The sequence below is a fragment of the Paracoccus maritimus genome (assembly GCF_025195095.1).
Classification (GTDB): Bacteria; Pseudomonadota; Alphaproteobacteria; order Rhodobacterales; family Rhodobacteraceae; genus Paracoccus; species Paracoccus maritimus.
The window spans coordinates 54,667-68,361 of record NZ_JANAVZ010000007.1 but is presented as its reverse complement, the minus strand read 5'-3'; the positions used below and the strand labels follow the sequence as shown (position 1 = coordinate 68,361).

Sequence of the window (13,695 nt, the reverse complement as noted above, 5' to 3'; positions counted from 1 at the left end):
AGCCGTTTGAAACTCAGGCGACCGCCGACCGGTCCGCTGCCGCAAGCCGCGCGTCCAGTGCCAGGATCTGCCGAACCGCCTCGGCGGCCTCGGCACCCTTCTTGACGAAATGCTCGCGATAGAAATCGGTCAGGGCCTGAACCTCCTGATAGTTATGCGGGGTCAAAGACACCGAGAAGCAGGGAACACCCGTCTCAAGCCCGACATTCATCAACCCGGTGACAACCGCACCTGCGACGAAGTCATGCCGATAGATGCCGCCATCGACGACGAAGGCTGCGGCGACGACGGCGTCGTATTTTCCGGTCTGCGCAAGCTTCTTGGCCAGCAACGGCATCTCGAACGCGCCCGGCACGTCGAAGGCGTCGATCCGGGCCCCCGGAATCAGCCGCGCGACCTCTTCGGTAAAGCCGTCATGCGCGCGATCGACGATATCGGCGTGCCAACGCGCCTTGACGAAGGCGATGCGGGGATTGGTGGTCTTGGTCATCATTTCGGAACCCTCCGTTAAACAGCGTCAGGTCCCAGAGCACGAGCCTTGACCGACCCGCGGGATCGGGGCGGCCTCGGTTCTCTTCCATCCGGACTATACCGTCGGCTCCGGAATTTCACCGGATCTGCTGACCCTTCCTTCGAAGGCGCTCGCGGGCTTTCACCGCCGGTGGGGAATTGCACCCCGCCCTGAGAACGCCCGTCAGATAGCATGCGCGTCTTTTCACGCCAATATGCCGATTTCGCCACCCGCAGATATTGCGCTGCAGCAGAGCACCTTCTGCGACGCGGCTAGAATTGCGTCACAGATCACACGTCCCAGACATAATATTACCAAAAATGCCTTCAATGCTGTTGCATTGTTGCGCGGACGAAGTTACCCAACTGCAATACGCCCGGCGATTCTGCGCCGCGGCACGACGAAGGAGAACCCGATGGCCCTTGATGCCCCGACCCAGATTGCGCCCTACGAAGCCCCCCAGAAGGACCTTTATGACATCGGCGAGATGCCTCCGCTTGGCCATGTGCCACGGCAGATGCACGCCTGGGCAATCCGCCGCGACCGGCAGGGAGAGCCCGAACAGGCGATGCAGCTGGAGGTCGTGGACACGCCCGCCATCGACAGCCACGAAGTGCTGGTCCTGGTGATGGCGGCGGGGGTCAACTACAATGGAATCTGGGCCGGTCTTGGTGTGCCGGTCAGCATGTTCGACGTCCACAAGCAGCCCTATCATATCGCCGGGTCGGACGCGTCGGGGATCGTCTGGGCGGTGGGCGACAAGGTCAAGCGCTGGAAAGTCGGCGACGAGGTCGTGATCCACTGCAATCAGGACGATGGCGACGACGAGGAATGCAACGGCGGCGATCCCATGTATTCGCCCACGCAACGCATCTGGGGATACGAGACGCCGGATGGCAGCTTTGCCCAGTTCACCCGCGTGCAGTCGCAGCAACTGATGCCGCGCCCCAAGCATCTGACATGGGAGGAATCGGCCTGCTACACGCTGACGCTGGCCACCGCCTATCGCATGCTGTTCGGCCATGAACCGCATGAGCTGAAGCCGGGCATGAACGTGCTGGTCTGGGGCGCATCGGGCGGCTTGGGCTCTTACGCGATCCAGTTGATCAACGCCGCAGGCGGCAATGCGATCGGCGTGATCAGCGAAGAAGACAAGCGCGATTTCGTCATGTCACTTGGCGCCAAGGGCGTCATCAATCGCAAGGACTTCAGCTGCTGGGGCCAACTGCCCACCGTGAACACCCCCGAATACAAGGAGTGGTTCAACGAGGTGCGCAAGTTCGGAAAGGCGATCTGGGACATCACCGGCAAGGGCAACAATGTCGATATCGTCTTCGAACATCCCGGCGAGGCGACGTTCCCGGTTTCGACTTTCGTGTGCAAGAAGGGCGGCATGGTGGTGATCTGCGCCGGCACCACCGGCTTTAACTGCACCTTCGACGTTCGCTATCTGTGGATGCACCAGAAGCGCGTGCAGGGCAGCCATTTCGCGCATCTGAAACAGGCCAGCGCCGCGAACAAGCTGATGCTGGAACGCCGGCTGGACCCCTGCATGTCCGAGGTCTTTCCGTGGGCTGAAATCCCGCAGGCGCACATGAAGATGTACAAGAACCAGCACAAGCCCGGCAATATGTCGGTGCTGGTTCAGGCCCCGACCACCGGTCTGCGCACCTTCGAAGACGCACTGGAAGCCGGTCGGATTTAAGGAAGCCTTCAGGTTTTCGGGTAAGAAGCTTGACTGCCGGTGGACCGAGGGTGTCTACCGGCGACATCTGCATGTTTTGGAGTAACTCGCATGAAGGCAATTCTCCTCACAGTGGTTTTCGCCTTGGCCTTGTCGACCGAAGGTTCATTCGCCGCACCGAATTTCCCGATGACTCGGAATGCTGTCGGACCCGGTGAATATTATGTTCTGGAAGAATTCGATGAATGGGTCGCAAGCTGTCTTCGCGGTGAAGACGATGACGATATCTGCGAAGCGTCGACGACGCTAACCGCGATGGAAGAAGGCCTAGAGTTACATCTGTCCATATTTCCGTTCATGCACTACCGAAAGCCGGCGAGGGCCAACGTAGATGTGCTTCCCGTCGCACTGGTCGATATCTCCCCTTACTCGAATTCGGCGCATTATCACCGTTTTTCCGCCGCGATCACCAGCATCGACGGAGACCCCTTCGACGGATACTGGTGCCAGTTGACCGAGCTAGTATGCAGCCGCGGCCCCGAGTTGGACCGAAATAGCACCGACCAGCTTTTGTCCGCCCGGTATGTCGTCGTCGCAATCTATGATGTAGACCCCGAAACAGCTGACGAAATTGCCAATGTGAGCGATAATTTCACAGTGAAGCCGGTGAAAGAATTCGAACTATCGATGCGAAATTTCCGGAAAGCTTATGAGCGAGCCAATCGGTTCTCTGCAGACGTTTCAGGAATCGACCTAGACAACAATGAAACGCAGGTCAAAGAATGCGCCTTCAGCTATCGGGGGCGGAATACCAGCATCAGATACACCTACGACGAGGACTACGATGTCAACCACACGACGATGCGCGAGATGCTACGCGGCCCGCGTGGGAGCGGTGATTGCCCAAGCTATGTGATGCTTGCCAGCCTGACTCCGGACATGACCCCTTCGCAACGAGACTTGTTTTGCCTTGACTACGAAAAGGATGCGAAGACTTATCAGGGCTTCCAGATGGGCGAAGCCAATGCGTATGGTGTCTGCGTGCAACCTACGAAAGCCTTTTGCTCGCGTGTGAACGATGCCAAGACAGCAGCTGTAGCGATTACCGGCTTCGCGACCGGAGCGGTTGGCGGCACGGTGGGAGCCACGGCAGCAACCGGTACGACGGTAGTCGCTCACAGTTCCGGCGCAGCAATTCTGACTGGCTCGGGAGGGTATATCGCTGGAACGTTGGGAACGATTGGCACCACAGCTATCGGTATCTTGACAGCGCCCGTGACGGTCACCGCAGCCGCGGTCTCCGTCGTAGCCGTCGGCGGAGCCGTCTATGTGTGCTCTGAATAGGAGGCCAAGGTAGAACCCAGCACAAGCCCGGCAATATGTCGGTGCTGGTTCAGGCCCCGACCACCGGTCTGCGCACCTTCGAAGACGCACTGGAAGCCGGTCGTCGCTGACCAGCTGAAAGACGCAACTCATCGGGCACCGCCGGTTCGCCGCGCGGTGCCCTTCGCTTTGCAGACAGGCTCTCTCAGGTCTTGCGGCCTGCCTCGCCCGCCCGTCGGCATTTCCATTCGCGCACCCTCTCTCGCGGATGCGTCTCGACCCACCGTGCCAACTCGTTCTGGCCCAGCAGCATGCAGGTGAACAGCCCGTTCTGTTCCTCGAACAGCAGGCTGTGGTCCTGACAGGACTCGGGCTCGGACAGCAGGCAGGTGACGAAGAACAACTCTATCATCGGACGTCCTCCATGTTCCCATTCACGCAGGAAACCGGCAAGAGTTGCATCCCCCTTCGCTTTCCCTGCGCGCCGGGCTAAGGCTGGGCCATGACCGGTCAGCCCCAAGCCCCCGCAGCAAACCGCCCCGCCCTGTCGCCGGACCAGGCCGACGCATGGGATGCGCTGGCCGAGACATTTCAGAACGCCGGCGTCGATCTGGTGGCGGAAGAGATCAGCCCGCCCAAGCCCGGCAAGGGGCGCGTGATGGCCGTGATCGGCAAGGCCGGATCGGGCAAGACGTTGCTTCTGTCGGAAATCACCCGCGCGCTGCGCGAGGCCGGCGTCGACCTGATCAGCGCCGACTACGAGGGGCGTCGTCGCAAGGACCGCCGCACGGTCGCGATCCTAGCACCTACCAACAAGGCGGCGTTCGTGCTGCGCACCCGCGGGGTGCCTGCCACAACCATCCACCGAATCCTCTACACGCCGGTCTATGACCCCGAATACGAACGCATCGCGGAATGGCTGAACGGCGAGGGCACGCGCCCCACGATCGAGGGGCTGACCGACGAGGCGCTGGACCGCGCCAAGGCGTTCTATGACATTCACGCCTCGGTTCCTGGCGCGCTGGCGGCTGCGGGGCTGCGTGGATCGGACTTCATCAAGGGCTGGAAACGGCGCGAGGACGGGCTGGATATCGGCCTGATCGACGAGGCCTCGATGCTGGACGAACGCCAGTTCGACGATCTGCGCGAGATCTTTCCGGTGCTGGTCCTGTTCGGCGATCCGGCCCAGCTTGCCCCTGTCGGACAATCGGGCGAGATGGTCTTCGACAAGCTGGCCGACAGCCAGCGGCTGATCCTTGATCGCATCCATCGGCAGGCCGATGACAGCCCGATCCTTGATCTGGCACATGCGCTGGCCGACGACCGGCTGACGTTTGATGAGTTCGAACGCATGGTTCGCGAGGCCGCGTCCCGCGACGACCGCGTGATCTGGGCGGAACGGGTCGAATCCGACCTGATGGCGCGCAGCCCGGTGCTGGTCTGGCGCAACGCGACGCGGATCCGGCTGATCCATGCCTTTCGGGCCGCGTTCGGAGCCCCCGGCGACGCGCTGCTGCCGGGCGAGCCGCTGATCTGCGACGGTCTGGAACTGCCGTTGAAATACCGCAAGAAACGCATCGACCTCGAGGCGCGCGGCCTGATCAAGGGCGCGCAGGTGGTCTATCTTGGACCGGGCCGCAAACCGGGCTTTTCTCGTCTGCACGTCATCGGCGCCGAGGATCCGCGCCTTTCGGCCGCCAGCATCGTCAAGATCGAGATGCCCGAACAGGATGAACCCTTCATCCCCTATGCGGCGCGCATGGGCGCGGCTTTTCTGCACGGTGCGGCGGTGACCATCCACAAATCGCAGGGCAGCCAGTGGCCCGACGTGCAGGTTTTCGCCCCCGATATCAACGCCGCCGCATGGTCGAACCGGACCGAAGCCGGCATCGCCCTGTGGAAACGCCTCGCCTATGTCGCGATCACCCGCGCGCAGGAACGTCTGCTCTGGGTTACCCGGCCCCGTCTAGCGCGCCCGACGCAGGGGCTGTCGACGGAAGACCTTGCGATACCTGCCGCCCCGCTGTCTCTGCAACTGCAGGACGACTGACTTCTTCCCTGCCCGGCCAACCGAAATCGATCACCCCCGACGGACCGCCCGCCGGGACTGTGTCCGTTCGATCGACAGTCGCAGCCTTTCGACCAGCGCCTCGTGCGGGATCCCGGTCTCGTGCGACAGGCGCATGATGCCGAAATGCACGCGCGCCAGCTCCTGATAATAGCGGGCGAAGGTATAGTTGATCGACGCGCCGACGACCGCGCCGAAGACAGGCGCTGCCTGCGCGGCAAGTTTCTGACCCAGCGACACCGACAACCGCGGCGCGACCCGGCTGATCAGCCCCTGAACCGTCTGGCCGGTCACCGACAACCGTGCGGCCAGCAAACCCAGGTCCGTGCTGTCATCATCCTCCATCGGCCCAGCGGCTGCAAAAATGCGCAGGCATTCCATCCGGACTTCGTCGCTGTCGGGATCCAGCCCGTGTTCCGCCGCGATTTCCAGCATCGACCGCAGAAGCAGCGTGACCGTGAACGGCAGTTCGACCATCGCACCGGCAAAACCACCCGCGCCACCTGCCGCACCGCTGAAGGTGGACGCCATGCGGTTGAACCAGTCGCCCCTGTCGCGGACCATCCGACGTGTGCCTGCCGCCGCCGAGAAGGCGCGGCTGAGCGCGGTCCGCGTCAGTCCGTCCATGCGGTCGCGTACGAATGCGGGCAGGCGTTCCACCAGCCCCTCGGCGCTGTTGCCGATGATCGACATGATCTCCATGCCGAACCCGCCCGCATCGATATAGCGGCGGGCAAGGCGGTCTATCTGTTCATGAACCGTCGGATCGCTGATCGGCGGCAGAACCAGTTGCGGGTTGGGCGCCATTCGGGGCCTCTCTGGGATGTTCGACTTCGGTGCAGTCCGGTCCGATATGGGAAGCCGAAGCAAGTTCAGCCAGACCCGCCAGAATCTCGGGCGTTTCCTCACGCGTGACCAGTCCAGTGACATCAACCCACGCCCCGGTCCGAAGTTCCAAGCCAAGCACCCGGTCGGGGTTGGTCGGGGGCGGCATCTCGACCCCGTCCAGTTTGTGAAAACCGAAGCGCGAATAATAGGGTTCGTCACCGACCAACAGCACCCGGCCCCAGCCCATCCGCCGCGCTCGGGTCAGGCTGTCGCGCATCAGCAGCCCGCCCAGACCCTCGCCCTGGGCAGTCGGATGCACGGCGATCGGCCCCAGAAGCAGCACGGAATGATCCCCGACGCGCGCCGGCCAGAACCGGATCGCGGCCATGACGTTACCGCCCGGTCCCCGCAGCACGAGGCACAGATCGGCAACGCGTGGCACGCCCTCTCGCAGGCGGTACGATGAGAGCGCCGTGCGTCCCGGCGCGAAGCACAAATCGTAAAGCGCCTCGACCTCGTATTCGTCGGCGGGCGTCTCGGGGCAGATCTCGTACATCGCGCCTCCTGGTCTCGGCGCGCCCCTTAGCACGGGCGCGGACCAAGCGGAACATTGCAGAGGCTGAAAAGCGGTGGCAGGTTGGTCGCGAACTAGACAAAGAGGCCGCCCATGTTCTACCGTCCCGAAGCCGGTCACGGCCTGCCCCATAACCCGTTCAATGCCATCGTCGCACCGCGCCCCATTGGCTGGATCTCGACCCGGGGGCGGCAGGGCGACAACCTGGCCCCCTATTCCTTCTTCAATGCGGTGGCCTACGTGCCGCCGCAGGTCATGTTCGCCTCGACCAGCGTCAAGCCGGACCGGCAAGGCACCAAGGACAGCGTCGCGCAGATCATCGAAAGCGGCGTGTTCTGCGTCAACATCGCCAGCGGCGACATGCGCGATCAGGTCAACGCCAGTTCGGCCCCGTTGCCCGCCGGCACCAGCGAGTTTGAAGCCGCAGGCATCCGCGCCGCCAATTGCGACACCATCGACTGTCCGCGGGTGGCCGATGCCGTCGCGGCGCTGGAATGCCGGATGACCCAGGTCGTGCCGCTGGCGGGCGATGCGAATTTCGTCGTTCTGGGTGTCGTCACCGGCGTTCACATCCGCGACGATTGCGTGATCGAGGGCCGGTTCGACCCGCGTCCGGCAGGCGGCTGGATCTCGCGGTTGGGATATCGGGACTACGCCGCCGTACACGACCTGTTCGAAATGGAGCGCCCCACATGAACAATCCGAATGTGCGCGACTATATCCGCACCATCGCGGATTTCCCGCATGAAGGCATCATGTTCCGCGATGTGACCACGCTGTTCGCGGACGCGCGCGGTTTTCGCATGGCGATCGACCAGCTGCTGCATCCCTATGCCGGTGTCCGCATCGACAAGGTCGTGGGGCTAGAGGCGCGCGGCTTCATTCTGGGCGGCGCTGTCGCGCACCAGATGTCCACCGGCTTCGTTCCGGTCCGCAAAAAGGGAAAACTGCCCGGACCGGTGATTTCCGAAGCCTATCAGCTGGAATACGGCGAAGCGGTGATGGAGATCCATGACGACGCGCTGAAGGCGGGCGAAAGAGTGCTGATCGTCGACGATCTGCTGGCGACCGGCGGCACAGCCGAAGCGGGTATCGCGCTGTGCCGCCGTCTTGGCGCCGAAGTCATCGGTTGTGCCTTCGTGATCGACTTGCCTGAACTGGGCGGTCGCGCACGACTTGAGGCAATGGGCATGCCGGTCCACACACTGTGCGCCTTTGACGGTGACTGACCGCGCGAGGCCGGGCGCACCGGTGCAGGACTTACTGGGGCTTGGCGATCTCCAGCGCGATTGCCGAAAGCGGGCGGTCAGGTCAGCGATCTGCTGGTCCGAAAGGGCTGCGGCAACAACGGACATCATTTCGCTGTGCCGCTCGCCTTTCCGGAAGGCGGTCAGCTGACCTCGGACGTATTCGGCGGACTCGCCACCGATATGCGGGGCCACCGGGATCTTGGCATAGCCTTCCATCCCGCGGCATGTCCGGCACTGGCCCGTCAGCTTGCGTCCCGATGCGGCATCGCCCTGCAGATCCTGGGACGCCGCGGCGCCGGCGAGAATGATCCCGTTGGACGCCAGCAACAGACTTAGCCCCCTCATACTTCGTAGCTGATCCGGGACAGCGCACCGGGCAGATCATCAGAAACAAGGATCGACCCGTCGCACAGCTGCGCGATATCGACAGGACGGCCTAGATATTCGTCGTTCGCGTCGATCCAGCCTTCGGCGAAGGGTCGCGACGTGGCCGTTCCGTCAATGATTTCATACTCATACGAAAGTGTGGTGCGTGCCCGACCATCCCTCAGCCTTTAGTACGCATGTCGCCTAAGGTCTTGCCAGACCGGCCTCTTGAATTGCAGACTTGGTAACACGGTCACGAGAAGGGCATGAGGAGAGGCCCGGACCGAATGGGGAGGAAACAATGATGACGATGAAGAACGACACCGGCAGTGCCGTGTCGCGCCGCTCGTTTCTGCGGCGCAGCAGCGTGATGGCCGGCGGGGCGGCAGCCAGCACACTGGTCGCGGCACCCGCGGTTCTGGCGCAGTCGCCGATGGTGCTGAAGATGCAGACCAGCTGGCCGGCTTCCGACATCTGGCAAACCATGGCGCAACAATATGTGGAGCGGGTCGAGGCGATGTCGGGCGGCCGGCTGAAGATCGACCTGCTGCCCGCGGGCGCGGTCGTCGGCGCGTTCCAGGTCATGGACGGGGTCAGCGACGGGGTGATCGACATCGCCCATTCGGTCTCGGCCTACTGGTACGGCAAGAACAAGGCAGCTTCGCTGTTCGGAACGGGTCCGGTCTTCGGCGGCGATCCGACCAACATGCTGTCATGGTTCTATCAGGGCGGCGGCAGGGAACTGTACCGCGAACTGACCCAGGACAACATGGGGCTGAACGTCATCGGCATGATGGGATTCCCGATGCCGGCGCAGCCATTCGGCTGGTTCAAGAACCCGATCAGCAGCGTCGAAGACATCAAGGGCATGAAATACCGCACCGTGGGACTTGCGGCCGACCTGCTGCAATCCATGGGCATGTCGGTGGCGCAGCTGCCCGGCGGCGAGATCGTGCCCGCGATGGAACGCGGGGTGATCGACGCGTTCGAGTTCAACAACCCGTCCTCGGACATGCGCTTCGGCGCGCAGGACGTCGCCAAGAACTATTACCTCGGCAGCTATCATCAGGCGTCAGAGGCGTTCGAATTCCTGTTTAACCGCGACATGATGGAAACGCTGGACGAAGATCTTCGTGCCATCCTGGAACACGGCGTCGAGGCGGTCTCGACCTACAACACCGCCTACGCGCTGGACAATTATTCCTCCGACCTGCAGAAGCTGCGCGATTCCGGGGTCACGGTCCACAAGACCCCGGACGACATCCTGTCGGCACAGCTGACCGCATGGTCCGACATGATCGGCACGCTGGAAGAGGATCCGTTCATCAAGAAAGTGCTGGACAGCCAGCGCGACTGGGTCAAGCGCACGGTCTATTACGAACTGATGGACAAGCCTGACTACACGCTGGCTTACGAACATTTCTTCCCCGGCGAACTGAAGCTGTAATCGGCAACAGTCCCTGCCCTGCCCCGCAATTGCGGGACAGGGCTGACCGAAAGGAATATCATGCGGTCCTTCATCCGGTTCGCCGACGGGCTGTCGGCGTGGTTCGGCAAGACGTTCGGCTGGCTGATCCTGCTGATGACCTTCGGGGTCAGCTACGAGGTCTTTGTGCGCTATGTCCTGAACAGCCCCACAAGCTGGTCGCTGGACGTATCCTTCATCATGTACGGCACGCTGTTCATGATGGGCGGCGCCTATACATTGTCGCGCGGCGGCCACGTGCGCGGCGATTTCCTGTACCGCCTCTGGCCGGTGCGGGTGCAGGGTGCGGTGGATTTCACCCTGTATCTGCTGTTCTTCTTTCCGGGCATCACCGCCCTGGTCCTGTCGGGGTGGAAATATGCCAGCCGGTCCTGGCAATACGGTGAAGTCAGCGTCAACAGCCCCGCCGGCATCCCGATCTATCAGTTCAAGTCGGTCATCGTGGCGGCGGGCATCCTGCTGTTCATCCAGGGGCTTGCACAATTGATGCGCAGCATCATCGCGATGCGCGACGGTGTCTGGGTTCAGGCTGAAGAGGATGTCGAGGAAACCGAACAGCTGCTGCTGCGCGAACAGGCGCCGCGGGCCGGCGTGCATGTCGACTGACATGCCCCACATCACCACGGAGACGCGCGCGTGACCGATCCGCAGATCGCCCTGTTCATGCTGGGTATATTCATCTTTCTGGTCTTTCTGGGCTTTCCCATCGCCTTCACGCTGATGGCGCTGGGAATAGGCTTTGGCTACTACGCCTATTTCGACGCCGCCCGCATGTGGCGGGGCATGGATCGTCTGCCCGAGGACGCCAGCTGGCTGACCCAGAACTGGGCCTGGTTGGAGGGCTTCTACAACAATCGAATATTCGATCTGTTCATCAACCAGACCTACACGGTGATGTCGAACGAGGTGCTGACGGCGGTGCCGCTGTTCCTGTTCATGGGCTATATCGTCGAGCGCGCCAACATCGTGGACCGGTTGTTTTCGACGCTGGCCATCGCGTCCCGCCGGATGCCCGGCTCGATGGGGGTCGCGGCGCTGATCACCTGCGCGCTGTTCGCGACCGCGACCGGGATCGTCGGCGCCGTGGTGACGCTGATGGGCCTGCTGGCGCTGCCAGCGATGCTGAAGGCACGCTATGATCCCCGCTTCGCCAGCGGCATCATCTGCGCGGGCGGCACGCTGGGGATCCTGATCCCGCCCTCGATCATGCTGATCGTCTATGCAGCAGCGTCGGGGGTGTCGATCGTGCGTCTTTACGCAGGCGCGATGCTGCCGGGGCTGGTGCTGGTCGGCCTGTATCTGACCTATGTCATCGGGCGGTCGATCCTTCAGCCCTCCGTCGCCCCGCGGCCAAGCGAAGAAGAAGTGCCGTCGGTTCCGACCGGGAAACTGCTGCTGATGCTGGCAACCTCGTTCTTCCCGCTCGCCTTCCTGATCCTTGCGGTGCTTGGGTCGATCCTGTTCGGCCTTGCCACGCCGACCGAGGCCGCCGCCATCGGCGCGTTGGGCGGCATGGTTCTGGCCGTGGTCTATCGCGCGATGACCTTCCAGCGGCTGCGCGAATCCGTCTACCTGACGGTTCGGACCACGGCGATGGTCTGCTGGCTGTTCGTCGGGTCCTACACGTTCTCGTCGGTCTTCTCGTATCTGGGCGGCGAGCAGGTGATCTCCGAATTCGTCAGGGGGATGGACCTGACGCCCCTGCAATTCCTGCTGCTGGCGCAACTGATCATCTTCCTGCTCGGCTGGCCGCTGGAATGGTCGGAAATCATCATCATCTTCGTCCCGATCTTCCTGCCGCTGCTGGCGATGTTCAACATCGACCCGCTGTTCTTCGGCATTCTTGTCGCCTTGAACCTGCAGACTTCGTTCCTGACGCCACCCATGGCCATGTCGGCCTATTACCTGAAGGGGATCGCCCCGCCCGAGGTCAAGCTTACAGACATCTTCTCGGGCGTGATGCCGTTCCTGCTGATGGTCTTCATCGCGATGGCCCTGATGTATATCTGGCCAGACATCGTCTACATGCTGCCAAGGATGATCTATGGCTCTTGATCCCGCTACTCTGGGCGCTGTCGCGCTGCGCGACCTGATCGCCAGCGGCGCGCTGACGGCCGAGGCCGCGACCTCCGCCTGCCTGAAACGCATCGCCGAAACCGAGCCGCAGTTGCAGGCCTGGGCCTATGTCGATGGCGAGAACGCGATCGCGCGGGCCCGCGCCCTGGACGCAAGGCGCAAGGCGGGCGCCGCGGTCGGATTGCTGCACGGCGTGCCCGTCGGCATCAAGGACGTGATCGACACCGCGGGAATGCCAACGCAATACGGCAGTCCGCTGGCCAAGGACCGGGTGCCGCAGACGGATGCCCAGCTTGTCGCGCGGCTGCGCGCGGCCGGCGCGGTCATCATCGGCAAGACGGTGACCACGGAACTGGCCTTCCTGCAGCCTTCGGGCAGCCGCAATCCGCATGACCCGGCGCGCACACCCGGCGGATCATCAGCGGGATCGGCGGTCGCAGTCGCCTCGGGTCAGGTGCCGCTGGCGGTCGGAACCCAGACCGGAGGCTCGGTGATCCGGCCCGCATCCTATTGCGGGACGGTCGGCTTCAAGCCCAGCTTCGGGCTGATCGGTCGAACCGGCGTCCTGCCGCAATCGCCCTTCCTCGACACGGTCGGAGGCTTTGGCCGGACGATCGAGGACGTGGCCCTGCTGGTCCAGGCAATGGCCGGGCACGATCCGCAGGACGATGCAACGGAGATGTGGCCCGTTCCGCGATTGCTGGACGCCGCCGGCCAACAGCCCCCCCTGCCGCCCCTTCTGGCATTGGTGAACCTGCCCGGCGTCGAATCCGTCATGGCCGATGCGATGTCCGAACTGCAGGGCGCGCTTGGCGACCGCGTCCACCGGGTCGATCTGCCGCCCGCCTTCACCGAAGCAGAGCCGGCCCGGCGCCGGATCAATTTCGCCGAGATGGCCAAATGCTATTATTCGTTCGAACGACGTGGCGCCGCGCAGCTTTCGACCCAGATGCGGGACGCGCTTGAGGAAGGAAAGCAGATCCTTGCCCGCGACTATCTTGCCGCGCTTGACTGGCGGCGGGTTCTGAACGCCGGGATCGCGGAACTGCTGACCCGTTGCGACGCGCTCCTGTGCCCCGCCGCCACCGGCCCCGCGCCGCTGCTGTCCGACAACACCACCGGATCGGCGGCGATGAACGGTACATGGACGTTGTGCGGCGTTCCCGCGATCACCCTGCCGCTGATGTGCAGCGATGAGGGGATGCCGATGGGCGTGCAATTGATCGGACGACGCGGCGATGATGCGCGGCTGCTGCGCGTGGCCTCGTGGCTGATGTCCCGGATGGCTGAAACGGACGAGGCCGAACAAAGGAGAGTGGGTTAATGGACAGGATCATGGCGCTGGTCGCCTATGCCGTTCTTGCAGCCTTCCTGATCATACTGGTCTGGCATGTGCCACGGCTCGATCTGGGTGGGGTCGTTCTGCTGACGCTGGTCTTCGCGGGGTTTGACGCCGCTGCCGTGATGCGCAGCCATCACAAATCCGGTCATGCTGCGGAGGACGACGCGTAATGGCCCTGACAGGGACA

At 63.1% G+C, this 13,695-nt stretch carries 13 protein-coding genes, 1 pseudogene and 1 riboswitch; of the genes and pseudogenes, 10 read left to right on the top strand and 4 right to left on the bottom strand.

All coding sequences use genetic code 11. The features are described from left to right. Positions 1-13: 13 nt before the first annotated feature. Positions 14-490: a 6,7-dimethyl-8-ribityllumazine synthase gene (locus tag MU516_RS13135; RefSeq protein WP_260277838.1), complete on the bottom strand. Its 477-nt coding sequence runs from the start codon at positions 488-490 to the stop codon at positions 14-16. A 75-nt stretch (positions 491-565) separates the two neighbouring features. Next, positions 566-693: riboswitch (FMN riboswitch) on the bottom strand. Between the two features lie 233 nt (positions 694-926). Between MU516_RS13135 and ccrA the strand changes: the two genes are divergently transcribed. After that, positions 927-2,216, top strand: coding sequence for a crotonyl-CoA carboxylase/reductase (ccrA, locus tag MU516_RS13130; RefSeq protein ID WP_260277675.1), 1,290 nt, complete (start codon positions 927-929; stop codon positions 2,214-2,216). Between the two features lie 90 nt (positions 2,217-2,306). After that, positions 2,307-3,539, top strand: coding sequence for a hypothetical protein (locus MU516_RS13125; RefSeq protein ID WP_260277674.1), 1,233 nt, complete (start codon positions 2,307-2,309; stop codon positions 3,537-3,539). Positions 3,540-3,723: 184 nt separating this feature from the next. On the opposite strand, the gene MU516_RS13120 is transcribed toward MU516_RS13125, so the two are convergent. Beyond that, positions 3,724-3,930 carry a hypothetical protein gene (locus MU516_RS13120; RefSeq protein WP_260277673.1) on the bottom strand — a complete coding sequence of 69 codons (207 nt, stop codon included), beginning with the start codon at positions 3,928-3,930 and terminating at the stop codon, positions 3,724-3,726. Between the two features lie 90 nt (positions 3,931-4,020). Here MU516_RS13120 and MU516_RS13115 point away from each other — a divergent pair, with 90 nt between their 5' ends. After that, positions 4,021-5,568 carry an ATP-dependent DNA helicase gene (locus MU516_RS13115; RefSeq protein WP_260277672.1) on the top strand — a complete coding sequence of 516 codons (1,548 nt, stop codon included), beginning with the start codon at positions 4,021-4,023 and terminating at the stop codon, positions 5,566-5,568. Positions 5,569-5,598: 30 nt separating this feature from the next. On the opposite strand, the gene MU516_RS13110 is transcribed toward MU516_RS13115, so the two are convergent. Together MU516_RS13110 and MU516_RS13105 are read right to left on the bottom strand one after the other, a co-directional pair. After that, positions 5,599-6,393, bottom strand: coding sequence for an EcsC family protein (locus MU516_RS13110; RefSeq protein ID WP_260277671.1), 795 nt, complete (start codon positions 6,391-6,393; stop codon positions 5,599-5,601). A 100-nt stretch (positions 6,394-6,493) separates the two neighbouring features. Beyond that, positions 6,494-6,970: pseudogene (locus MU516_RS13105) on the bottom strand (GNAT family N-acetyltransferase); the annotation flags it as partial. A gap of 111 nt (positions 6,971-7,081) precedes the next feature. Here MU516_RS13105 and MU516_RS13100 point away from each other — a divergent pair. The 7 genes from MU516_RS13100 to MU516_RS13065 all read left to right on the top strand — a co-directional run bounded on the left by MU516_RS13100 (position 7,082) and on the right by MU516_RS13065 (position 13,678). Next, the gene (locus tag MU516_RS13100; protein ID WP_260277670.1) at positions 7,082-7,684 is read left to right on the top strand and encodes a flavin reductase family protein; all 603 of its coding nucleotides are present in this window, start codon (positions 7,082-7,084) and stop codon (positions 7,682-7,684) included. Next, positions 7,681-8,217, top strand: a complete 537-nt coding sequence (locus MU516_RS13095) for an adenine phosphoribosyltransferase (protein ID WP_260277669.1) — start codon at positions 7,681-7,683, stop codon at positions 8,215-8,217. Before MU516_RS13100 ends, MU516_RS13095 begins: the two co-directional genes overlap by 4 nt. 697 nt (positions 8,218-8,914) lie before the next feature. Next, positions 8,915-10,051: a TRAP transporter substrate-binding protein gene (locus MU516_RS13085; RefSeq protein WP_425606860.1), complete on the top strand. Its 1,137-nt coding sequence runs from the start codon at positions 8,915-8,917 to the stop codon at positions 10,049-10,051. Between the two features lie 60 nt (positions 10,052-10,111). Beyond that, on the top strand, positions 10,112-10,696 hold the full coding sequence (locus MU516_RS13080; protein WP_260277667.1) for a TRAP transporter small permease subunit: 585 nt from the start codon (positions 10,112-10,114) through the stop codon (positions 10,694-10,696). Between the two features lie 30 nt (positions 10,697-10,726). Next, positions 10,727-12,145, top strand: coding sequence for a TRAP transporter large permease (locus MU516_RS13075; RefSeq protein WP_260277666.1), 1,419 nt, complete (start codon positions 10,727-10,729; stop codon positions 12,143-12,145). After that, on the top strand, positions 12,135-13,490 hold the full coding sequence (locus MU516_RS13070; RefSeq protein WP_260277665.1) for an amidase: 1,356 nt from the start codon (positions 12,135-12,137) through the stop codon (positions 13,488-13,490). The genes MU516_RS13075 and MU516_RS13070 overlap by 11 nt, the downstream gene beginning before the upstream one ends. Then, positions 13,490-13,678: a hypothetical protein gene (locus MU516_RS13065; RefSeq protein ID WP_260277664.1), complete on the top strand. Its 189-nt coding sequence runs from the start codon at positions 13,490-13,492 to the stop codon at positions 13,676-13,678. Before MU516_RS13070 ends, MU516_RS13065 begins: the two co-directional genes overlap by 1 nt. Positions 13,679-13,695: the final 17 nt, after the last annotated feature.

What these genes read in the sequence shown, in the direction of transcription:
- MU516_RS13135 (WP_260277838.1), bottom strand. Translation starts at nt 490, where the DNA reads ATGACCAAGACCACCAATCCCCGCATCGCCTTCGTCAAGGCGCGTTGG.
- ccrA (WP_260277675.1), top strand. Translation starts at nt 927, where the DNA reads ATGGCCCTTGATGCCCCGACCCAGATTGCGCCCTACGAAGCCCCCCAG.
- MU516_RS13125 (WP_260277674.1), top strand. Translation starts at nt 2,307, where the DNA reads ATGAAGGCAATTCTCCTCACAGTGGTTTTCGCCTTGGCCTTGTCGACC.
- MU516_RS13120 (WP_260277673.1), bottom strand. Translation starts at nt 3,930, where the DNA reads ATGATAGAGTTGTTCTTCGTCACCTGCCTGCTGTCCGAGCCCGAGTCC.
- MU516_RS13115 (WP_260277672.1), top strand. Translation starts at nt 4,021, where the DNA reads ATGACCGGTCAGCCCCAAGCCCCCGCAGCAAACCGCCCCGCCCTGTCG.
- MU516_RS13110 (WP_260277671.1), bottom strand. Translation starts at nt 6,393, where the DNA reads ATGGCGCCCAACCCGCAACTGGTTCTGCCGCCGATCAGCGATCCGACG.
- MU516_RS13100 (WP_260277670.1), top strand. Translation starts at nt 7,082, where the DNA reads ATGTTCTACCGTCCCGAAGCCGGTCACGGCCTGCCCCATAACCCGTTC.
- MU516_RS13095 (WP_260277669.1), top strand. Translation starts at nt 7,681, where the DNA reads ATGAACAATCCGAATGTGCGCGACTATATCCGCACCATCGCGGATTTC.
- MU516_RS13085 (WP_425606860.1), top strand. Translation starts at nt 8,915, where the DNA reads ATGAAGAACGACACCGGCAGTGCCGTGTCGCGCCGCTCGTTTCTGCGG.
- MU516_RS13080 (WP_260277667.1), top strand. Translation starts at nt 10,112, where the DNA reads ATGCGGTCCTTCATCCGGTTCGCCGACGGGCTGTCGGCGTGGTTCGGC.
- MU516_RS13070 (WP_260277665.1), top strand. Translation starts at nt 12,135, where the DNA reads ATGGCTCTTGATCCCGCTACTCTGGGCGCTGTCGCGCTGCGCGACCTG.
- MU516_RS13065 (WP_260277664.1), top strand. Translation starts at nt 13,490, where the DNA reads ATGGACAGGATCATGGCGCTGGTCGCCTATGCCGTTCTTGCAGCCTTC.